Genomic DNA, 20605 nt, shown 5'->3' on the forward strand with positions numbered 1-20605 from the left:
GCCTTATTTTTTCTTTATCGGCGCCTTGGCCGGCTTCTGCGTCTTGGGGCTGCCCCCAGCGGGCAGCAGGCGGCCGTTGCTGTAAGTCACGCTGCGCTCGGCCGTTTGCCCATCTTCCTTGAAATACGTCCACACCCCGTTCTGCTTGCCGTTCTTGTACTGTCCGCTCACGGCCAGGGTACCATCCTCGCGCAGCTCCTTGAAGGGGCCCGACAGCAGGTTGTGCACGTAGGTTGTTTCCTTGCGCAGCTTGCCGGAGCTGTAGAATTCCTGGCCCACGCCAATCAGCAGGCCGTTCACATAAGGCTGGCGGCTCTGCATCTGCCCGTTCTCGTAGTACTGAATCCGGTCGCCCAGCAGGCGGCCAATGGGGCCGTATGTTTCGGTTTTGCGGGGGGACTTGCCATCGGCATAAAACTCCCGCCAGGTACCCGTGGGGCGGTTGTTCTTGTACTGCTCTTCGGCCTCCCTGGGCTTGCCGGGCGCATCGTAGTAGCGCGTGATTTTACGGTCCTTGCCCGCATTCGCGTAGTCGGTTTCTTCCCGGACGTTGCCGTTCAGGTAGTACTCCACGCCCTTGCCCGTGGGCGTGCCCATGCGGTAGGTGATGCGGGTTTTCACCTGCCCGGTTTCGTAGTAGCTCGTGGCCGGGCCGTCGAGGGAGGCCGTGCCGGTGGGGGGCGCCACGCGCTTGGTCAGGTCGTCGCCCAGGGGGTTTTTCACCGGGCGCTGCACCAGTGGGGCCGGGGCATAGGTGCCCTCGGTCTGCAGCTTGCCGCTGGGATAGTAGCTGCGGTACTGGCCCTTGCCGGTTTTGTCGGCCAGCACTTCGGTTTCCAGCTGCCCGTTGGGGTAGTAGGTTTTATAGGGGCCGGCCAGCAGGCCGCGGATAAAAGTGCCCTCGCTTTGCAGCTGCCCATCGGGGTAGAAAAAGCGCACCGGCCCATTGGGCTTGCCTTCGATGTAGATGATTTCGGCCTGGGTACGGCCATCCGGGTACAAGGACTTCAGGGGGCCGTTGGGCTGTCCCCGCGTCAGGGTGGTGCGCAGCTTGATTTCCCCGCTGGGATGGTAATACGTCAGCTCCCCGCTGGGCTCGTCGTCGTCAAACATGCCTTCCTGGGCTACTTTGCCCGTGGGATAGTATGTTTTGAACGGTCCCTGCCGGATGCCGGCGCGGTAGGTCGTTTCGAGGCGACGCTCCCCAGTGGGGTGAAACTCCACATAGGCCGAGTCGCGGCGTCCCTGGTTGAAGCTGGTTTGCTGCTCGAGCTTGCCATTGCGGTAAAACCGCTTGTAGGTGCCCTGGGGAATGGTGTCGCCCGCCACCAGGGCGGTATAAACCTCCCGCTTCTGGGTTTTGGTCGAGTCAAAGTAGCTCACAAAGCGCTTGAGCTTCTGCCCGTGGGCAGCTGAGGCAAGGAGCAGAAAGAAAGGCAACAGATACTTCATGAATCGCTGATTACCGCTGATTAATCTGATTTCGTTGATTAAAATGTAACAGGGTAACGGCATTCGCCCTGCATTTCGTTTACCACACAACGCTAACTCAAAATAAAGAGCAGTGGGCTGAATGGGCTATAGGGCTAGACGCCGTGCCGAGCAATGATAAAAAAGCAAAGCCACTCCGGTAAGAAGTGGCTTTGCTTACTCAAATAGTCTGCCGCAACGTCAGCCCTTAGTCGCTCAAATGACAGCAACAGTCAACTTCAGCTGCACCACGGAACATCAGTGAAATCAGCCTAATCAACGGCAATCAGTGATTACAGGGCTTCGACTACAATGGAGCTGGCCCCGCCGCCGCCGTTACAGATGCCGGTGACACCAATCTTGCCGCCTTCGTTGCGCAGCACGCTCATGAGCGTGGTAACGATGCGAGCTCCGGAAGCACCCAGGGGGTGGCCCAGGCTCACGGCCCCACCGTACACGTTTACCTTGGTGCCTTCCAGGTTCAGGAGCTTGTTGTTGGCCAGGCTTACCACCGAGAAAGCCTCGTTGATTTCGTAGAAGTCTACGTCCTCCGCGGTTTTGCCGGCATTTTTCAGCGCCTTTGGGATGGCCAGCGAGGGCGAGGTGGTAAACCACTCCGGGGCCTGCTCAGCATCGGCAAAGCCCAGGATGCGGCCGATGGGCTTCACCCCCAGGGCTTCGGCCTTCTCCCGGCTCATCAGCAGCACGGCCGCCGCACCGTCGTTCAGCGTCGAGGCGTTGGCTGCCGTCACGGTGCCTTCTTTGGTGAAGGCGGCCCGCAGGCCCGGTACTTTGGCGAAGTCAACTTTCAGGTACTCTTCGTCGTCGCTCACCACGGTGGTCTTGCCGCGGCTTTCAATAGTTACCGGGATGATTTCCTCGGTTTTCTTCCCGGCTTTAGCAGCATTGGCGCTGCGGGTGTAGCTCTCAATGGCGAAGGCGTCCTGCTCTTCGCGGGTGATGTTGTAGTGCTTGGCGGTAGCATCGGCCGCGTTGCCCATGGCGTAGTCGTTGTAGGGGTCCCACAGACCGTCCTTCATCAGGCCGTCAATCATTTGGCTGTGTCCGTACTTGGCACCAAAGCGGGCCTTGTCGAGGTAGTAGGGCACGTTGCTCATGCTCTCCATGCCACCGGCCAGCACTACTTCCGACTGCCCCAGCATAATGGCCTGAGCCGCAAACATAATGGCCTTGGTTCCGGAGGCACATACTTTATTTACCGTGGTGCATTCCACGGTGTCGGGCAGGCCGGCTTTCTTGGCCGCCTGCCGGGCCGGGGCCTGGCCCAGGTTTGCCGAAATCACGTTGCCCATAATCACCTGCTCAACTTCGGAGGGTGCTACGCCGGCTTTCTCCAGGGCTCCCTTTAAGGCAATGGCGCCCAGCTCCGTGGCCGAGAGTGAGGCCAGGGCGCCGCCAAACGAGCCAATTGGGGTGCGCACAGCAGAGACAATGACAACTTCTTTGGTTTGCATAGAAATGAATGGAAAAAAGTGTTGGGTGGGAGTTTGGGTTATCCGGCTCAAAAGTACTCATTAAGTAGGGGAGGGCCGCATGCAAGCAAACCCGGCTCCGGTACTGCTCAGCAATGCTCCGGTGCACCTGCTGTGCAGCATTTTCAGAATTGACATTCCGACGTTCAGGGCTCCGGCCCGAAAGAAGGAATGCCGCATTCTCTGCCAGCGCTTACCAGCTGGGCTTGCCAGGGTCAGGCTTGCCAGGGGCCGGGCGCTTCAGCTGCTGCAGGTACTGCTGCTCCTGCATGCGCAAAGCCTCCAGCAGCTGACGTGCCTGGGCCGGGCTCAGGTTCATGGCTTTCAGCCGCTCGCGCTGCGTTTGCATCCGCAGGTCTTCGGGCGCCGCGGCTTCTGTGCCCGCTCCGCGGCTGCTGCCACCCGGTGCGGGAGAGCCAGCCGCGCCGCTGCGGTCCAGCCCCCGGCGGGCGCCTGGCCCGCTGCCGCTGGCCACCGGCTGCGGGGCCCCGCTGCCCGGCTCAGGCGAGGGCAGGCTGTTGCTACCAGCCCCGCCGGCCGGCTGCTGGTCTGGCTGGCCGCCGGGGTCGGGCCGGCTTTCCGGTGGCGTTTCCGGGCTACCAGAACCAGGGTTGGGTTTGTTTACGTCTTCGGGGCGGTCGGTTCCTTCTTTGCTACCTGCCTTCTTTTCCTGGGGCTGCTCCTTCGGGGCCTTCTGCTTCTTGCCATCGGAGCCGGCGGCCGGTGGCGGGATGGCAGGCGTGTCCTGGCGTTGGTTGAGGTAGTCACTCAACACCTCATAGTTGTAGCGTGCCCCCTGGTTATTAGGGTCCAGCAGCAGGGCTTGGCGAAGCAAGCCCAGGGCCTGTGCCAGCTGCCCTTGCCGGGCCTGCAGCACGGCCAGCTGCTGCCGGGCCACGCTGCCTACCGGTGCTGGAGCAGTCAGCAGGCGCTCATAGCTGCGCTGGGCGGCAGCAAGCTGGCCTGCCCGGGCCTGGGCATGGGCCAGGTTCAGAACCAGGTAAGGGTCTGCTGGCCGGCCGGCCCCGTTAACGTCGGCACGCGCGAAGGCCTGGGCGGCCAGGTTGGCTTCCCCTCTTAAGTAGGCGCGGCGCCCAGCTTGCACGGCTTCATTTCGTTTGCTTACACGGGTAAGAAACCCTAGCACGGGCGCCACGGCCAGCAGGCCCAGCAGTAGGAGGTTCTTCATGGCCGTATTACCGTTATGGTCAATACCACGTCGATAGCAAGCAGCATCAGGGCCGCCGCCAAGGGCCAGCGGTAACGGTTGTCGGCCACCGCAATGGTGCGGGTTTGTTCAGTAGGGGCCTGCAGGTTGCGCAGCGTGGAGGCCAGCGTGCCCATGCCGTTGTGCTGGTCGTTCAGCTCCACGTACTGCCCGCCAGTCTGGGCCGCCAGCTGCAGCAGCGGAGCTTCCTGGAGCTGACTTACGACAGTCTGCCCGCGGCCATCGCGCACAAAGCGGCCGTTGGAAGCAGGAATTTTTGAGCCGGCCGCCGTACCGACCCCCACAGTATAGACGCGGGTGCCTGTGCGGGCCAGCGCATGAAGCGATGCTTCAAGGTTTTCGCCAAAGTCTTCCCCATCGCTAAGCACCACGGCTGCCGTAGTTCGGGGAGCATTCGTTGGGGTGCCAGGCGTCACCTGCTGCATTAGTTTTTCCAGTACCAGGTCCAGCGGGGCCCGCAGGGTAGTAGCGGCGGCTGGCAGCAAGCCGGTGTGCAGCGTGCCAATAAAAACCTGCAGCGCTTCCTGGTCGTGGGTAAGCGGGCACTGCACTACGGCATCCCCGCTAAAGACAATCAATCCCAGCCGGTCGGCCGGAAACCGGGCTGCCAGCTGGCGCAGCTCATACTGTGCGCGCAACAGCCGGGAGGGTGCCACATCCGTGGCATCCATGGAACGCGAAACGTCGACCAACAACCATACATCCTTGCCCATGGTACGCACCTGCTGCGGGCTGACTCCCAGCGAGGGCCCAAGCAAGGCCAGCAACAGCCCCGCCGTGCTCAGCAGGCGCAGGGGCAGCTTCCAGCCCAGGGCAGTAGCCCGCCGGCCCAGGGCCCGAGCTATTCGCCCGCTCCGCCGGCTATACAGCAGCAAGAGCACCAGGCTGATTACCAGCATCAGGCCTACAATTGCAAAATCAGGATAAGCCCAGTTCAACACAAGGAATATTAAATAAGAGCACAGCAGCACCCAGGCGGCCGGTTCGTCTGAGTCTGAAAAAAACCGGGTCAAAGATAATTTTTTGCGCCGAGGTATGGGTTTTTCAGAACTGCCCGTATATTTGCACCCGCTTCGGACGGAAGCGAAACCTGTCAGGAGAGATGGGTGAGTGGCTGAAACCAGTAGTTTGCTAAACTGCCGTAGCTCTAAAGGCTACCGGGGGTTCGAATCCCCCTCTCTCCGCAAGGAAAATTATGAATTATAAATTATGAGTTATGACCATTATAACTCATAATTTATAATTCATAATTATTTTCGGGGTGTAGCGTAGCCCGGTATCGCGCCTGCTTTGGGAGCAGGAGGTCGTAGGTTCGAATCCTGCCACCCCGACGTTGAAGCTATTATCCCGGTAGCTTGTTTAAGAGAAAGCCAGCGCCTTTGCAGCCACTGGCTTTTATCTAAACAGTCTGTTTTAAAGTGCTTCTATCACCGTAGAAGCACTTTTTTGCTTAAGCCGGCTTCCAGATTTGAAAAACGGCAAATGCTGTTTACTGCCTCGTTAGCTCAGTTGGATAGAGCATCCGCCTTCTAAGCGGACGGTCAGGGGTTCGAATCCCTTACGGGGTGCTAGAAACGCCGCTGGCAATGCGCTGGCGGCGTTTTTTTGTGAGCCCGGTAAAACATTGGTAAAACTGGCTTTGATATTAACCTACAAATGCCGAAAAGGCAGCGTCACAAGGAAGGCGAGGAAGCTTGCCGCGCAGGCCACCAGGTAGAGCCTAAATAGACCCCAGAGCGGGGCTGGGTAACCGTGCTGGTCGGTGAACACGGAATGCAGGGTTTCGCAGAGTAAACGCATGCTGCAATAAAAGATAAGATTGCAACATTACATTTGCCGCTATCCACATTTCATAAAAATTTATAATGAAAAAGCTTGTCACCATTCTAGGGGTAGCTTTCTCCGTTATTGCATGTTCTGAGGCATTGCCTGAAGGTTTCACCGAGTTGGCCCGTAAAAACGAAGGGATGCGTGCTGACGTGTATTACGGTGCGCCAGGATTCAATGCCCAAGATGAGGAAAGTTGGCGAAAAGTTCGCGACGCAGTCGCATTGGCTGCGGAGTTACGCCCAAGCGATGGAACACTTGTAGTTCACTTTCTTGATACTACGACTTTTGAAGTGCCGGCTAACGGTAATATGTATGGTGGGGAAGCTATTCGGCAACGAGTAATAGCTCAGTGTACTATTCAGCCTAATGGCCATTTAGAGTACCAGGATGATCCTTTTGGTACTAATCGGTATAAGAACCCTAACCAATAATTATAAAAAAAGCCCAGTCTGAGTAGGCTGGGCTTTATAGATGTGGTGTGAAGATGCTAACTGAGGCCAATCCATTGCCGGAAGGCCAGCACATAAAACGGTGGCCGGTTTTCGTGCGGCTGCCCCCCGCCTGTATCCTCCGTGAAATTGTCGTTTCCGGCATTGGGATGGGCAAGGTTATTGCTGGCTCCGTTATTGCCGGATACAAGGATGCTGTAATTGTTGCTGCCGCTTTCGCCCTCCCTTGTAACCTTATAAGGTGTCATGCGGTGCCTATGCGGTGGCAATTCGCCAATGACCAGCGGCACGGTCTCAAAGCCGCCTGTATCTCCCACTGCATCGTAGTCAGCACGGGCAGGGTCTAAACCCGCCACAAACATGCCCCGCAGGTCAGCCCGGCCGTTTTGGCCGTTGCACAGGCCCCAGCCCCAGGCTTCGGTGCCGGGCTTGCCCAGGCCGGTGGCATCGTAGTTGGCGGCTACATAGCCGGGGGCTGCCAGCTGCTGCACTTCGCCCAGGCTGCGGGCCATGCCCCGTACCACATCGTCCCAGCGCTTGCCGCCCCAAGTGTTCAGGGCTAGAAATTCCCCGCCCCCGTAGGCGGGGTTGGGAGCTGCCAGCTCAGCGGCGCGTTCCTGCAGGCAGGGCAGCGTGTTGCCGCTCTCATAAGGCCGGTCATCCAGCACCACCAGCGCCCCGCGTTGAAACTGGGCGGGCAAGCTCACGTTGCTGGCACCGTAGAAGCGCACGAACTCGCCATCTAAAAACACGATGCCGGCGCTGACGCTGTAGGGACCGCCGTTGGGGCCGCTCACCTGGCAGCCAGAGACAATGAAGGGGCCACGGCCCTGAAAGCTGGCGGAAGCGGCAATGCGCTGCTCATCCTGCAGGGCCTGCAAATCGTCGTTGGTCAGGGGCCGGCCCCCGGTGGCAAATTCTAACTGTATCATGGGTAAGTGGGACGTGGTGTGTTGCTAAATCGAACAGCGTAGCGTTTGCCGGCTAAGCGGAAGCGCTGAATGCGGGCGTGGAGTTGGGCGGTTAGTTCCGCAGCTGCAGGCGGATTGTTGCTGGGCAAAAGCACCGGGGGCACCCGCACGATGAAATCCAGCTGGCTGTTAAAGTCGGCTTGGCTGTAGATGTACTGCCAGGGCGGGCATTCGGCCCGGCTGTACACGGGCTTCGCTTCTTGGTTTTCTGCCGTGAAATTGAGATACAACGGCTTCAGTTCCCGGTCGCTGTTTTCAATCCAGATGCGTTGGCCGTTGGGGTCAAAACGGTCGTTTAACGCCTTCTCATACGCCATTGTCTGGCTGTTGTAGCTCAGTTCGCGGCGTGCCTGGGCAGCATAGAGCAAGAAGGCGGCGTGCTGTTGGCGCAGGGGGCTGAGCAGGCTGCCCACCCACGCCCGCAGCTTGGGCTTGCGCAGCAGGGGCGGCAGCAGTTGGGTGGCCAGCCGGAGAAAGTCAATGTTATTGTCCATGCGGCAAGAAGGTGAGGGTGTCCGCTAAGGTGTTGCCGGGGGTAGGGTCGGGCACGATGTAGCCGGCTTCGGTTTCGTACACCCGCACCACGGGCACGGCGGTGCTGGCGCCCGTCACGGCGGTTACCGTAAGCATCTGCACATCGCGCACGCCGGGCACGGCCTGAATGGCATCTTGGAGCTTGGCCACGTACACCAAGCCATCGAATTCCAGCTTAGCCAGGTAGTTTTCAATAGCGGCCACCACAGCAGCCTGCACAGTGGCGCGGGGCAGCAGGGGGTCGTAATACACCTTCGCGGCCACCCGCAGCCGGTCGGCTTGGCGGCTGCGCACCTCCAGCCGCGTACCGGCGAACTTGATGCGGTCGAAGTAGCCCCGCAGCTGCACCAGCTCGGTCAGTTGGTCCAGCGGGGCCAAGGTGCCCGGCCTTGGGCCGGCTTTGGCCACTTTGATAAACAGCCGGCCCGTGCTGCCGTTTTCCTTGGCCGTGGCCCGTGTTACTACCCGTTCCCCGGTGGTGCCGGCCGCGTAGCCGGGTTTGCCAGTCGGCAGAATCACCAGCGGGTCATTGAGCTGGAACAGCAGCGCTTGGTCGGCATACCAGGCGGCCGTGCCGGCTGGCGCACGGGCTATGGTGGCATCCACGTCCGCTTTGAAACGGTCCCATAGCGTTTCCTGTACCCATTGGGACACAGCAACCAGGTATTCTATGAGGCGGTAAATCGCCGTGGCGCTGGGGCTGGTGAGGCCCGCCAGTTCGGGGCGGGTGGCGCGGTCGGCGGCAATGGCAGCCTGAATGGTAGCGATGGAACGGGCCATTAGATGATGATTAAAGAGCCGGTGGTATTGTCGGTGTAGGGAATGGTGCTGCCTTGCCGGGCCATGCTGGTAAGGCCCGAGCCACTGCCACCGATTGCCGCATTATTGACCTGGCTGCTGCGGTCAAACGCCGTGGTGCCCGTGGAATCAAAACCATAATCGGCAATCAGCCCACTTTCCAGCGGCACCAGGCGCGTGAGGTAGGCACTGGCAATCTGCGCCGCGGAGCGTGCGTAGTTCCAGATGCGGCACGTATCGAGCAAGCCCCGGAACCGATGCGCCCCGTTGCTATCCAAGTAGCCCCATCCGATATTGGGCAGCCCACCCGTTATGGTTGTGCTGGCCACGTTCCCGGTGTTAAAAATGGCATCAATCTGCCCGTTTACATAAAACCGCAGCTGGCCAGAAGGCAGGTCTTTGTTGAACGTGAAGGCCAGGTGTACCCAGGCATCGGAAGGTATGACTGCGTTGCCAGTATAGGGTAGCCCGGTGCCGTAATGTGTCAGCACCATTTTGCTGTTCTTATTGGCAGCAGCACCAAATGGGTCTAGCCGCCAATACCACTGGTAATTGCTGGCCAGTCGGCTGGTGAAAAACAACGCCATGGTCAGTCCTGCGCTGGCAATCTGTTGCGGAAACGCCCAACATTCCACCGTTATCTGGTTTGGATTCTGGTAGATGTTTGAGGCGGGCGGAATAACCCCGGAATTTGGGTTAGACGAGAAATACAACGCACTGCCCGCATTGGTGGCCGTGAGCAGCTTCCCGTTGGAGGTGACGAATTTGGGCATGACTTAAGAGCCAAAAGAGGTGAGTTTCCAGCACACGGCCGCATTGGTGCCAGTAGCCCGGAAAGCGTAGCCGCCGCTGGCGTAAAACATTCCTTCTTCCACGCCGCTCAGCGCCTGCGGCCCAATGCCGCTGTACACGCCGCTGGTCCAGTTGGCTGCCGTGGTGAGCTTGGCTTGCTCTGAGGCAGGGAATTGCCCAGGAGCCAGGGAGGTAGGCGCGATTTCGGCCGTGGTCAGGCTCGCCGGCTTCACGTTAAAGGTGAGCACCCGCGTACCTCCATTATAAGAGCCCAGCAGGTTGGTGCTCACCAGGGCGCCGGTAAACAACGAAGCAGCTGCATCCTTGGCCTGGTTGTCGGAGTAGCCGGCCGGTACCGAGGCCCAATAAGCGGAACCCCCATCGGAGAACAGCGCCTTCCCATTTTGACCGGTTTGGTCAGGCAATGCTGCGGCAGCCCCCAGCGGGAAGCGGCTCACCCAGCCCCCCGTGGTCTTCTCAAACGCGGCAATGTTGTAGCGGAAGTACCAGTCGCCGACCTTGCCCAGGGCATTGTCGGGGGCCAGCGTGCCCCCGAGAATCTTGCTGCCATCGGCCGGCCGGAGGTTGCCACGTGTCACCCACTCGCCATCATCAAACAGCCAGACCGTGCCCGCTGCGGTATCGATGTACACGTCTCCTAACTCGGCATCGGCCGGCGTAGGCGTGGCCCCATATAGCTCAGAGGCAAACAGCCGGCTGCCCCGCGTGAGTTTTTCCAGCTGGTATATCGATTCGATAACAGCCGTTTCGTATTCGCGCAGGTCCTGGGCCGTGGTGAGGCCGGGCGCGTCCCCATTCGAGCGAATCTTCAGGGGCAATAAGTCGGTAAGAGTTTCAGCTAAGGCGCCCATTAGTAAAAGTCAGTTGGGGTGAAGTCGTTGTGGTCAAAGTCATTGCTCAGCGCCGGGGCTGGCACAGGAGCCGGCTCGCTGGCGGTGTTGATGCGCTGGCTGCGGTCGGCGAAGTAGGCCGCGACATCGGCCAGGGCGGCGGGGCTGGCTGGCACCTCCAAGGATTGGCCGGCGCTCAGGACGTCGGTGATGCCCAGGCCGGCGGCATCGGCCAGGTCGAACAGCGCTTCGACGGTGCCTAGCTCCTGCAGGGCCACGTCGACCAGGCTCTGGCCGGCTGAAATCACGGTTTTCATGGGCGGGCGGCGTCAATAAAAAGGTGGGCGTTGTCGTCAATGGTGGCTTCCTTCACCTGGTAGCCGTCGCGCTGCAGCTGCACCGCCAATTCGCGGTTAAAGGCAGCCTGCTCGGTCGGGCCCAGCGGGCCGCTCTGATGCCGGCGCAGGCCAATGCCCACAAGCGGGTCGGCCCGCCAGTCGCCTTGGTTGGTGAGCAACAGCAAGGCAATGTGCTGGTCATCGGACTCGCCCGTCGCCACGTCGCCGCCGGGTGTGAGCACCAAGTCGTAGTCATCATCAAGAAGTAGGTCGGTCGCGAACATGGTCAGGAAATAGTAGCGCTGGTGATGGTACCGGTCTGCGCGGCGGCGGTGCCGGTGGTAGCCACGGTACCGGTCACGGTACCGCTGCGGATGAGGTCGGCCACCGTGGCCACCAGCTGCCGGGCGAAGTCGCGCCGGGCTTGGGCGGGGTTGTCGGTGCGGCTGGCCATGTCATCCAACAGGGCCAGCACGGCGGTTTCGGCTCGGGTGGTGTTCAGGGCCATCGTTAGGGGAGAAGCAGGTTGTCGATGCGGTCGTTAAGGGCCAGCCAATTGGGGTCAGTGAGCAGGGCAATGGTGGGGCCGGCGTTGGTGCTGAACTTCAGCCCGCGTACTTCAGCCACGATGTCTTTCAGCAACGTGTGCAGGCTCTCGTTTTCGGTGGCCAGCTGGTAGTGCGTAATCTTATCGGCTGCTACTAGAAAAGTGTCGGTGCGTCGGTTTTCAATGAGTCCCACCAGTACCTGCGCACCTTCCGCTGGGTACACCCCATTGAGCAGGGCCACGTCGAGTAGGTCGGCGTCGCCGTTGTCGGGGCGCACGTCGCAGGTGCCGGCGTCGGCATCTACGGCGAGCACCTCGCCTGGCAGGATGAGGGCCTTCTGCCCCGTCATGCGCCCGATGATGTCGTTAATCTCGCTGCTCATGCTTTCGGGCCTAAGGTGATGGTGCGCCGGCTGCCGCCGGTGCCAAAGGATTTGCTCACCTTGTCGACGGCGAAGTCGCCGTCCCGCTCGGGGTAGCTGCCGTCGATGATGGTCACCACGTCGCCGTGCTCCACCAATGGAATGCCGAACGTCGTCACCGTGCCCCGGTAGCCGTCGAAACGCAAGCGGGCCAATTCGGCTTTGCCCCGCGCCACCAGCTCTGACTCGGGCACACCCACGAAGTTGAGCGTGCGCAGTTCCCCGTCGAGGATGTCGCCAAATTCCTTCACGATGCGCTTGCGGCCTTTTTTGGCGCCCTCGATGTGGCTAATGGCCCGCACCTTGATGCGCACGTCCTGGGCCCGCACGTACTGCAAATCGTGGCTCACCACGTTGCCCTGCATCACCACGCGGTGCTTCGGGGCCGTTGCCCGGGCTTTGTAGGGGTCGCCGGCTACGAGCATCCCTTCACGGAAAAAGCAGCGGATGCCGTAGTCTTTGCGCAGCGCGTCGAAGACCTGGGCCCCGGTGGCTTGGTCAATGGTGAATTTGCCCAGGTTAGTGGCCCCCAACACCTGAATGGGAAACGACAAGCCGTGCTGGGCCCGCACGTACTCGAGCAGTGCCTGCAACGTCACCGACCGCCAGCTCTTGGTCATCGGCTTGCGCTTGAGCAGGTACATGTCGTCTTCGCACTGAATCTCCACCGGCGGGCCGGTTTTGACGCCTACCACATAGCCGCTGAACTCGGTGCGCAGCTGGCCATCGTAGCCGTAGCGCACCACGACCCGGTCACCCACCTTTACCACATCGGGCAGCAGCTGCCGCCCGTTCACCAGCACCTTGCGCGGCAGGCGCACCGTGCAGGTGTCGGTCAGGTCTTTCCACGAGCTTTCAATCGTCACCTCGTTGACGAAATTCAGCTCGTAGGCCCCGAGGGTAATATGACAAGTAAGCCGCAGCATTAGGCAGTGGGCAGGGTCGTAGGAGGCGTGGTATTGATAGTCGGCTGTGCGGGCGTGCGCACCAGGCGCGGTGTGAGGCGGTCGACGCCCAGGCCGGCGCCCAGCTCGATGGGTTCGTCGCTGAGGCAGCGCAGCTCGTAGGCCTGCAGGTTGGTGAAGCCGGGCAGCGTGGGCCAGCTATGCCCCTTGATGACCAGGCTCCGGATGCCGAGCATGCGGAACAGCCGGCCAGTAACAGGCAACGCCTCCGGCAAGGCGATGAGCTGGCGCAGGGCCTGCACTTCGCGCTCCGGATAGCGCCGGCTGTAGCGGCCGTCGAACGGGTCGGAAGCCAGGATGCCTTTGATGGTGATGGAGTAGTCGCCGTCGCTGATGTACTCCTTGACGGTACCGTTGCGGCCCTGCACCTCGGTGGTGACGATGTTCTTATCCTGGCTTACTTCCACCAGGGGCTCATCGAGCACCACGGCATTCCGGAAGGCATTGCCCGGAAAGGTCACCCGCGTAAACACGGGCAGGCCGAGCAGGCCCGTGCCTTCTTTATTTGGCGGCAGGGGCTTGCCGTAAAGGTCTTTGCTGGCTTCCTCCGGCTCGGGCTCCTCGGGCAGCACGTAGCGCATCACCGACGAATACCCGAAGGCTTCGGCCAGTAGGGCGCGGGTGTTGATGTTGTACTGCATGGCTAGTGGGCAGTGGTCATGGCGTTGGCATCGTTGAGCACCGAAAGCAGCGCCTGGCGCAGGTTGTCTTTCATCTGGCCAATGCCTTCGCTGATGTTGGTGGTGTGGATAGTGGTCTGGCCCAGCTGGTGCACGTTGATGGTGATGTGCGTGATACCCCCGCCGCCGGCAGCCCCGCCGCTTTTGCCGCCCTTGCTGCCGCTCAGGCCCACCGTTGGTGCGGTGGGAGGCGGGGTGCCACTAGGTGCCGGCGCCTGCTGCTGGTCGGGGGTCGCCTTGCCTTTATGAAAGTCGGTTACCCCTCGGATGTATCCCTCTCGGCTTTTGTTGGCAATGTTGCTGAGCTGCTGCACCCCGCGCGAAATCTGAGCGGGGTCCATGGTAAAGGCGCCGGCGATAACATTCCCAAGCCCAAAAAAGAGTTCTTTGACCCCAAAGGCAAAGGCATATAGGAACCCTCGGAAACCTTCGAAGGTGTTCCAGCAATACACAACGCCAGCAACCAGGGCGGCAATGGCGCCGATGATAAGGCCAATGGGATTGGCCTCCATCACGGCATTGAGGATGGCCATAGCGGTAGCCCAGCCGCCTGTTGCAGTAGCAGCAGCAATGGCAACGGTTTCATACAGCGCCGTGGCGGCTGTCCATGCAGTAGTTCTGAAAGCCGCTATCGCGACGTAAGCGTTGTAAGCCAAAATGCCAGCACCTATCGTTAAGATAACGCCCCCCAAGACTTGAAATGCCGTGCTGTGTTCCCTCACAAATGCTGTTGCCCGCTGTACGAGGCCCATAAGCTCTCGAATAGCTCCCATCACCCACATAATGGCAGGTAAGGCAACAGTAATAACAGCGGTCTTGGTGCGCAGCCATTCGTTGTTGAAAGCATTGAGCTTGGGTTGAATGCCGTTGAGGGCGGCCTGCAGGCCGGGCCCGAAGCGGTTTTGCAACTCAGCGGCAAACTTGGGCAGGAAGTCCTCGCTGAGCACTTTGCCCTCTTTCATCAGGTCCATCAGTGCAGCTGGTGCCATACCCATGGCTTTAGCTGCAATGCCCATAGCCCCAGGGATGCGTTCCCCGAGCTGGCCATTCAATTCTTCGGCCGACACTTTGCCTTTGCTCATCATCTGCCCCAGCGCCAGGAAAGCCCCTTTCTGGGCTTCGGCGTCGACGCCCATTACGGTGGTGGCCGTGGCTACCTGCTCGAAAATCTTCTGGGTGGCTTCGCCCTGCAGCTTGGTGCCCATCATGGCACCGGCCAGGGTGCGGTACCCATCGGTGGCTGCGACCGCATCGAGGCCGAGGCGGTCAGTAGCCGATTCAACAAACGCATTGGCCTGCGCGCCCTTTTCCCCGCCACCGGAGGCAAAGGCAATCGAACGCTGCATGCCCTGAATCTGGGCCGTGTCCTGCAGGCCCCCCATCACGCCGGCGACGCCGGCACCCAGGGCCAGGCCTCCCACGAGGCCGAGGCCCATGCCACCGCCGGTACCGCGGCGGCCGTGGTTCTCGAGCTTCTGTATTTTCCGCTCCACCTCGTCAATGGCCCGGTTGGCCCGGGCAATGTCGTTGAGGTTAAGGGCCACGCTACGGGCTTGCTTCAGCGTGTTGAGCTTAATCTCCAGCGAGGTCAGGCTGGCCGTGGCCTTGGTGGTGGAACTGACAATTTTGGCGTTGGCGGCCGAAATGGTGTTGCCCATGGCGCCGGCGGCGCTCTGGGCCTTCTGGGCCTGCCGGGTCACCTTTGCCAACGACGATTCCCCCACCACGCCCGCCTTGCGCAGCGGAGCGGTGAAAAAGTCTTTCAGCGCCAGGGTGTAGGAAAGCAGGTTGGCCATGTTGCGGAAAACACAACAGGAGCCGCCGGGCGGCCGCTCCTGTTGCTATTTGGTTTTGTTGAGGTTCCGGTGCAGCCAGTCGGCTTGCCCCGCTTTGTCCTGCCACGTCTGGGTGTCGAGCTGCTCTGGGTGCGGAATGTGCAGGTAGTGGCTGATGAGCGCGTCTGCCTTCCGGATGCCGTCGCGGCCGTCCCGTTCGTCGACGGGCAGGGGCGTTAGTTTTTTACCAGCTCCCCGTCGAGCAGCTCCACCAGCTGCACGGCCTGCATGGACGCCGACATTTTCAGTCGCTCGTCGCTGAGCACTTCCTGGCTACCGCCGACGTGGCAGTTTTCCAGAATAAACTCACCGGCTTCCAGGGGCTTGTGCTGGGCCAGCAGCGACATGGCGCGGGCCACTACCACGCGATTGGGCTGCTTCAGGTAGCAGGTGGCCACCACGTCGCCGGCTTTGTTGCGCAGGATAAGGGTTTGAATCTCGCCGTGCTGCTTTTTCAGGTCGGCGGCTTCTTTGTCTACTACTTCCATTCGATGTGGGAAATGATAAGTTCGTGTTCTACCTCGATGCTCGTGTCGCCCGACTTCACGTCGCGCTTGTTGCCTTTGAACTGGGCATTCATGAGCTTGTGGGTGACGGCCTTGTTGGCCGTGTTCACGTAGCTCACGGTGATGGGGAACGGGGGAATGTCCTGCAGGCGGCCCGAAGGAGTGGCATCCACCAGGCGCTCGGACTCTTTGGCCTCGAGCGTGATGCTGGCCTTGCATTCGTTGGCCCCGTAGCCCCGGCTCACCGGGAAAATGCCGGCGCCTTTGTTGTCGGTCATCTCCTGCATGTCCTCGTAGGAGATGGCGGTGATGCCGAAAACCGTGCGCCCCAGCAGGTGGGCGTTGATGTCGGCCCAGGAATAGGCCACGCCGTTAATGAGTGGTACCATGGTTAGTTGAGGGATTTGGCGAAGCCGATAGTGCCCACGATTTCGCGGGCCGTACCGACCGGCACGATGGTGTATTTCACGTCCACGCGGCTGGTGGCAAGCACGTCTTGCGTGGGGTCGACGTACACGTCGCAGGCCGAGATTTCCCCGTTGCGGGTCATGTTGGCCTCCAACGCCGTTTTGCTCTTGGCTTCGAAGTCGCCCACCGTCTGGGTTTGCAGCGTACCATCGGCGTTGAGCGGCAGCGGGCCCTTCAGGTTGGGCAGCAGCGTTTGCCGCACGATGCGGGCCGCTTTATTGCTGGCCCGCACGTTTTCCAGGTAGGCGTAGTCGCTATCCAGCGGGCAGGCCGTGTGCGAGTCGTTCCAGAAAAACCCATCGAATCCGGTGTGCTGCAGGGCAAAAATGAAGCCTTTGGCGTGCAGGCCTTCCAGGTCGCCGGCGACCAGCTCCCCCAGGTGCTTGCCATTGGACAGGCCCGCTTTCAGGAAGCGGCCGTCGCTGGCCAGGTTGAACTTATCGAGCCAGCCGATATTCTCGTGCACGCCGGCGCGGCTGAGCGTGCCCAGGGCGCAGCCGATGGCCGGTACGGCGGGACGGGTCAGGTGGTCGGTGCCCACCACGACGGCCACGTAATCGGCGGCCTCCCCGCGCAGGTCGAGCACGTCGGCCAGCGTGGTGCTCATGCTGTGGCCGGCCAGCAGGATAACAACCGGGCGGTGTTGCTCGAATTCTTCCACGGCCAGGGCCTGGGCCTTGGTGATGGCGGCCACCACGTCGCCGTCGAGGCCGTCGACTGCCACCGGTACATAGGCATTGGCCGAGTCGAGCGACATGGCCAGCTGCTTAATCTTGCCGCCGGCGTCGAGCAGCAGCCGCTTGGCGTGGTTCTCCGCTTTATCGGCGATGGTGGCCAGGGTGACGGTGCGGGCCACCACGCGCAGCCAGAGCACCGCGCCGGGGTTGGCGCGGTAAAACTCCGACACCTGGTAGTACAGGTCGGCGCTGTTGGTGGTATCGTAGTCGGCATCTACGAGCAGGGCCTCGAGCTGGGCCAGTGAGCGGAGCTCGTAGCTGGTGTTGAGCTGCAGGCCACCCACGACGGCCACGCCCTGGGTGATGAAGCCGGATACGCCGTCTTCGGTCGGGCGCTGGCGGCCGAGGCCCCCACGGCCTCTTACAATGCGAACGTCAGGCAGTGCCATTAGTCGAGGGAATAAGTGATGAGCGTTTTAGTGTCGCCGCCGTTGTGCTGGGCGGCTGCAGCCGAGGTGCGGAAGTAGTGCCCGTCCCCGTTGCCGTAAAGCGTGGCCACGCCCAGGGCCCGCATGGCAGCGCAGGCCCGGGCGTGGTCGGCTTTACTCGGCGTCTTCTTCTTCGCCTTCGGCATCGTCGTTGTGCACCTCGGTGATGGTGCGGTCTTCAAGGCCTTTGGCGTGGGATTTGGCCCACTGCGCATTGGCCTCGGTGAATACTTGGCCGTCACTGGTCACCAGCAGCGTGTTCACGCCGGGGTTGGCTTCGAAGTGAGCGGAATAATCGGGAGTTTCGGCGCCTTCGGCGGCCTTTTTCTTACCTCTGGGCATGTTCGGGGAGGGGTGAAGTGGGAGAATCTTTGCAAGTCAGTTGGGCCACAAAAGCCACAGTAGCGGCGATAGTGGCCACGGTCTTCAGCAGGGGCAGCCACTGCTCGGGCGTCGCCTCGTAGTGCAGCACGAATTCGGCCACCGCCGCTACGGCTACCGTGAGGTTGCGCACCCGCACCCAGAAGGCAGGGGTTGGCGCGAAAAAGCGGGTGAGGAGCGTTTTCATACCTGACGGGCTAAGCGGATGAGCGAAACAGTGAGCAGCGACCTGGCGACAGCTCCCAGCACCAGGTACACCCAGCGGGGCCAGGTGGCGGGCTGCCGCCATCCAAAAACCGGGTTACAGTTGCAGGGCTTAATCCGTGTCACCACGGTTTTAGCTGCTACGGGCGTGGTAATGGCGTCGCGGGTAAGCTTGATGTGGTAGACATTGCCCCGCTGCCAGATGCGGCCGTGTACCCCCAGCGTGTCGAAGCACAGCGTATCTGGGAAGTAGGGGCGCTGCCGTACCAGGCGATGAATGCTGCCCTGGGCAGCCTTGCGTTGAGCGGAGTCGAGCGAAGCGCTGAGCTTGGCCAGCAGCGAGTCGAGGTGCAGGGAGTCGCGCCGCTCACGCACCGGGTTGGGCATGGCCACGTAGCGGGTTTCGACCTTCACCTGCTCCACCGTTACCGTGTCGTGCACGGTAACGGTGTCGCGGGTGTTGAGCTCCGGAAACTTGGTCAGCAAGCGGCCCAGCTGGCGCTCGGGATTGGGCCGGAGCAGTGAGCACCCCGCGCAGGCCAGAAAGAGCAGAACGGTGAGGAGTGCTTTCATTTGTTCGATGCTTTGGGTATGCCCAGGGCACCCCGAATGGCGGCCATGTCCACTTTCACGTCGTTAAGCGCCTGCAGTACCTCTTTCTGGTTCTGGTCTTGTGAATCGAGGCGGTGGGTAATAGCCGCTTTCGATTCCTTCGAGTCCACCAAGTGCCGGGCTAGGTCGGTTTCGGCGCTCGTGAGGCGGTGTTCGGTGTTGAGGGCATAGCCAAAGGCGGCGCTGGAAAAGGCCAGCGCCACCCCGGCTACCCACTTCACCCATTCTGCTGTATTGGATTGCACACTCACGATAAGGTAGAATAAGCCGTCGCCAGGCGCCGGTCGTAGTTGAATTGCTTGTAGGCCGGGCCGTTGTAGTGGTAGGCCAGGACACCCCAGTCTTTGGCTTTGAGTGCCGCGGCCAAGGCGGGTTTTGACTTGATGAAGCGCAGCATGCCGGCGAGCTGGTTGGCCTCCGACTGGCGGAAAGCCTCGACCATGTCCTCAACCGTGGCGAAGCCACAGGCCCGGTGGTTGAAGCCCATCATCTGGGGCAGGCCCCAGGACGTGCTCAGCAGCGCAGCCCGCTTGTCGATGCGGCAGGCGGCATCAAAGGCCATGCGCTCCCGCAACTGGCCCTCGACACCATTGGCCTGGGTGGTGCGCCAGTCCTTGAGCAGCGCCACCTCGGCCTCGGTCAGCTCCTTTTTAGCGGCCTCAGCGGCAACGGCCTGCTTAATGCGGGCCGTGATGACGGGCGGCAGCTGCCGGCGGAACCACGAGGGTTCAAACTGAATCAGCAGCCAGCCGTTGGGCGCGTAGCCGGTACCGCCGCATTCTACCTGCAGCACGGCCCGAACCGCCCGCGGCTCAAAGCCGGCAGCCAGGGAAGTGGCGTCAATCTGAGCGGGGGTGAGGCGTTGCATGGTGCAGAAAAAACGGATAGGCTTTTGCCGCCAAAAGCGGCCATCCCGCAGAATGGCCGCTTTTGTGGTGTTTTAGGTGGGAGCGGTTAGGCAGCAGCGTCCTGCACCAGGGCCACCACGCCCTTCTTGTCGGTGCGCAGCAGCTTCATGCCGAAGCGCACCGCGCCGTTGGCCAGGGCGCCCAGGTACTGGGCCTGCGCTTCGTTGATGTACATTTTGGCGGCACCTTCCACGCGGCCGATGGCGTCGCCAATCCAGAACAGGGCGGCTTCGTTGTCGCCCGAGGCGGCCGCGGCACCAACGGCTTTTGCCACCCCGCCCACGGTGAACATGGCGGCCGTGCTGCGCTTGTAGAACTTGAAGCCCATCAGCTCACCCAGCTGACCTTTGGCCAGGGCGGTGGTGTTGCCGGTTTTCTCGTAGCTGACGAAGTCGTCAATTTTGAGCAGCTGGCTGTGCATCGTGGCCGGAATCAGCGCATAGCGCTGGCCCTTCATGTCGGTGCGGTCGAGCAGCTCGGCGGCTTTGATGAAGTCGTTTTTCGTCAGGGCCTTGCGGTTGCCCGTCAGGCCCGGCAGGGCGGCGGCCTCGGCGGCACCGGTGGTGCGGATGAGGTTGCCGGCGGCTACCTGCGACATCTTGTTGAGGGCCGACGCGGCGGCCATCTGGTCGAGCACGCTGGAGTGCAGGCTCAGGATGCTCTGCCGGCGGTCGTAGGCTACTTCGAGCTCCTCCTGGTCGCCCAGGCGGGTGGGCTTGGTGGCCAGCAGGTTCAGGGTCACGATTTCATTACCACCTTCCAGCTCTTGCACTTCGAGGGGGAACACAGCCGGGTCGACCACACCTTCCGGCAACAGCAGCTCCTGGGGAATCTGGTAGCTGGCGGCCGCAATGCCCGGCGCATCGGCTGCCGTGTTCAGCAGCTTGGTGGCCTTATAAAAGTCATTGTCGGCAAACAGCACCTTTTGCAGTTCGCGGGTGAAGATGCTCGTGAGCACGTCCTCAAACGCAAAGGAGCCGGCTACCTGGTGCGCCGGGTTGACGCAGGCCCGCAGCACCTGGGCACCGAAGATGAAGGCCGTGGGCACAGCCGGGCCGCAGCCCAGGGCAGCGCCTACGGCGCCACCGATGAAGGCGGCGAGGAACAAGCCGGCGAGCAGCTTACCGATAAGGAGCAAATGTTTCATGGTTAAAAAAG

Annotated in this window: 27 protein-coding genes and 3 tRNA genes; 4 read left to right on the forward strand and 26 right to left on the reverse strand. The window is 61.4% G+C overall.

Annotation, left to right across the window (positions count from 1 at the left end):
• Positions 1-3: 3 nt before the first annotated feature.
• From ABD919_RS03420 to ABD919_RS03435, 4 genes are all read right to left on the reverse strand, one after another.
• Positions 4-1452 (reverse strand): toxin-antitoxin system YwqK family antitoxin, encoded by a 1449-nt coding sequence (locus tag ABD919_RS03420; RefSeq protein ID WP_345233803.1) that lies wholly within the window; start codon positions 1450-1452, stop codon positions 4-6.
• Between the two features lie 311 nt (positions 1453-1763).
• Positions 1764-2945: an acetyl-CoA C-acyltransferase gene (locus ABD919_RS03425; protein ID WP_345233805.1), complete on the reverse strand. Its 1182-nt coding sequence runs from the start codon at positions 2943-2945 to the stop codon at positions 1764-1766.
• Between the two features lie 211 nt (positions 2946-3156).
• Positions 3157-4152, reverse strand: a complete 996-nt coding sequence (locus ABD919_RS03430) for a hypothetical protein (protein ID WP_345233807.1) — start codon at positions 4150-4152, stop codon at positions 3157-3159.
• Positions 4149-5132 carry a VWA domain-containing protein gene (locus ABD919_RS03435; RefSeq protein WP_345233809.1) on the reverse strand — a complete coding sequence of 328 codons (984 nt, stop codon included), beginning with the start codon at positions 5130-5132 and terminating at the stop codon, positions 4149-4151. The genes ABD919_RS03430 and ABD919_RS03435 overlap by 4 nt, the downstream gene beginning before the upstream one ends.
• Positions 5133-5287: 155 nt before the next feature.
• On the opposite strand from ABD919_RS03435, the gene ABD919_RS03440 reads away from it, so the two are divergent.
• The 4 genes from ABD919_RS03440 (at position 5288) to ABD919_RS03455 (ending at position 6452) form a co-directional block, all read left to right on the forward strand.
• Positions 5288-5375: transfer RNA gene (locus ABD919_RS03440), tRNA-Ser, on the forward strand.
• Between the two features lie 73 nt (positions 5376-5448).
• Positions 5449-5522 (forward strand) — tRNA-Pro (locus ABD919_RS03445).
• A gap of 163 nt (positions 5523-5685) precedes the next feature.
• Positions 5686-5759, forward strand: a tRNA-Arg gene (locus ABD919_RS03450).
• A 297-nt stretch (positions 5760-6056) separates the two neighbouring features.
• Complete coding sequence (locus ABD919_RS03455; RefSeq protein WP_345233811.1) at positions 6057-6452, forward strand: hypothetical protein; 396 nt, start codon at positions 6057-6059, stop codon at positions 6450-6452.
• Between the two features lie 56 nt (positions 6453-6508).
• On the opposite strand, the gene ABD919_RS03460 is transcribed toward ABD919_RS03455, so the two are convergent.
• From ABD919_RS03460 to ABD919_RS03565, 22 genes are all read right to left on the reverse strand, one after another.
• Positions 6509-7402, reverse strand: a complete 894-nt coding sequence (locus tag ABD919_RS03460; RefSeq protein ID WP_345233813.1) for a hypothetical protein — start codon at positions 7400-7402, stop codon at positions 6509-6511.
• Entirely contained in the window at positions 7399-7935 is a 537-nt protein-coding gene (locus tag ABD919_RS03465) for a hypothetical protein (protein WP_345233815.1), read from the reverse strand. Before ABD919_RS03465 ends, ABD919_RS03460 begins: the two co-directional genes overlap by 4 nt.
• Positions 7925-8755, reverse strand: a complete 831-nt coding sequence (locus tag ABD919_RS03470; RefSeq protein ID WP_345233817.1) for a hypothetical protein — start codon at positions 8753-8755, stop codon at positions 7925-7927. Before ABD919_RS03470 ends, ABD919_RS03465 begins: the two co-directional genes overlap by 11 nt.
• A complete protein-coding gene (locus tag ABD919_RS03475) occupies positions 8755-9546 on the reverse strand; it encodes a LamG domain-containing protein (RefSeq protein ID WP_345233819.1) in 792 nt (263 codons plus the stop codon). Before ABD919_RS03475 ends, ABD919_RS03470 begins: the two co-directional genes overlap by 1 nt.
• A 3-nt stretch (positions 9547-9549) precedes the next feature.
• Positions 9550-10437, reverse strand: a complete 888-nt coding sequence (locus ABD919_RS03480) for a hypothetical protein (protein ID WP_345233820.1) — start codon at positions 10435-10437, stop codon at positions 9550-9552.
• Positions 10437-10733 (reverse strand): hypothetical protein, encoded by a 297-nt coding sequence (locus ABD919_RS03485; RefSeq protein WP_345233822.1) that lies wholly within the window; start codon positions 10731-10733, stop codon positions 10437-10439. The genes ABD919_RS03480 and ABD919_RS03485 overlap by 1 nt, the downstream gene beginning before the upstream one ends.
• Positions 10730-11038 (reverse strand): hypothetical protein, encoded by a 309-nt coding sequence (locus tag ABD919_RS03490; protein ID WP_345233824.1) that lies wholly within the window; start codon positions 11036-11038, stop codon positions 10730-10732. Before ABD919_RS03490 ends, ABD919_RS03485 begins: the two co-directional genes overlap by 4 nt.
• 2 nt (positions 11039-11040) lie before the next feature.
• Entirely contained in the window at positions 11041-11262 is a 222-nt protein-coding gene (locus tag ABD919_RS03495; RefSeq protein ID WP_345233825.1) for a hypothetical protein, read from the reverse strand.
• Positions 11263-11264: 2 nt separating this feature from the next.
• Complete coding sequence (locus ABD919_RS03500) at positions 11265-11684, reverse strand: hypothetical protein (protein WP_345233827.1); 420 nt, start codon at positions 11682-11684, stop codon at positions 11265-11267.
• The gene (locus ABD919_RS03505) at positions 11681-12649 is read right to left on the reverse strand and encodes a hypothetical protein (RefSeq protein WP_345233828.1); all 969 of its coding nucleotides are present in this window, start codon (positions 12647-12649) and stop codon (positions 11681-11683) included. Before ABD919_RS03505 ends, ABD919_RS03500 begins: the two co-directional genes overlap by 4 nt.
• Positions 12649-13329, reverse strand: a complete 681-nt coding sequence (locus ABD919_RS03510; RefSeq protein ID WP_345233830.1) for a DUF6046 domain-containing protein — start codon at positions 13327-13329, stop codon at positions 12649-12651. Before ABD919_RS03510 ends, ABD919_RS03505 begins: the two co-directional genes overlap by 1 nt.
• Before the next feature lie 2 nt (positions 13330-13331).
• Entirely contained in the window at positions 13332-15164 is a 1833-nt protein-coding gene (locus ABD919_RS03515; RefSeq protein ID WP_345233832.1) for a tape measure protein, read from the reverse strand.
• Positions 15165-15379: 215 nt separating this feature from the next.
• Positions 15380-15691 (reverse strand): hypothetical protein, encoded by a 312-nt coding sequence (locus ABD919_RS03520; RefSeq protein WP_345233834.1) that lies wholly within the window; start codon positions 15689-15691, stop codon positions 15380-15382.
• Entirely contained in the window at positions 15682-16098 is a 417-nt protein-coding gene (locus ABD919_RS03525) for a hypothetical protein (RefSeq protein WP_345233835.1), read from the reverse strand. The genes ABD919_RS03520 and ABD919_RS03525 overlap by 10 nt, the downstream gene beginning before the upstream one ends.
• 2 nt (positions 16099-16100) lie before the next feature.
• Entirely contained in the window at positions 16101-17303 is a 1203-nt protein-coding gene (locus ABD919_RS03530; protein WP_345233837.1) for a DUF2586 family protein, read from the reverse strand.
• Complete coding sequence (locus tag ABD919_RS03535) at positions 17303-17488, reverse strand: hypothetical protein (protein ID WP_345233839.1); 186 nt, start codon at positions 17486-17488, stop codon at positions 17303-17305. The genes ABD919_RS03530 and ABD919_RS03535 overlap by 1 nt, the downstream gene beginning before the upstream one ends.
• On the reverse strand, positions 17457-17684 hold the full coding sequence (locus ABD919_RS03540; RefSeq protein WP_345233841.1) for a hypothetical protein: 228 nt from the start codon (positions 17682-17684) through the stop codon (positions 17457-17459). Before ABD919_RS03540 ends, ABD919_RS03535 begins: the two co-directional genes overlap by 32 nt.
• A complete protein-coding gene (locus ABD919_RS03545) occupies positions 17671-17910 on the reverse strand; it encodes a hypothetical protein (RefSeq protein ID WP_345233843.1) in 240 nt (79 codons plus the stop codon). Before ABD919_RS03545 ends, ABD919_RS03540 begins: the two co-directional genes overlap by 14 nt.
• Positions 17907-18500, reverse strand: a complete 594-nt coding sequence (locus ABD919_RS03550) for a hypothetical protein (protein WP_345233845.1) — start codon at positions 18498-18500, stop codon at positions 17907-17909. Before ABD919_RS03550 ends, ABD919_RS03545 begins: the two co-directional genes overlap by 4 nt.
• Positions 18497-18790, reverse strand: coding sequence for a hypothetical protein (locus ABD919_RS03555; protein ID WP_345233847.1), 294 nt, complete (start codon positions 18788-18790; stop codon positions 18497-18499). The genes ABD919_RS03550 and ABD919_RS03555 overlap by 4 nt, the downstream gene beginning before the upstream one ends.
• Positions 18787-19407, reverse strand: coding sequence for an N-acetylmuramidase family protein (locus tag ABD919_RS03560; protein ID WP_345233849.1), 621 nt, complete (start codon positions 19405-19407; stop codon positions 18787-18789). Before ABD919_RS03560 ends, ABD919_RS03555 begins: the two co-directional genes overlap by 4 nt.
• A gap of 86 nt (positions 19408-19493) precedes the next feature.
• Positions 19494-20594, reverse strand: coding sequence for a phage capsid protein (locus ABD919_RS03565; RefSeq protein ID WP_345233851.1), 1101 nt, complete (start codon positions 20592-20594; stop codon positions 19494-19496).
• Positions 20595-20605: the final 11 nt, after the last annotated feature.

This window comes from Hymenobacter saemangeumensis, assembly GCF_039541835.1.
Classification (GTDB): Bacteria; Bacteroidota; Bacteroidia; order Cytophagales; family Hymenobacteraceae; genus Hymenobacter; species Hymenobacter saemangeumensis.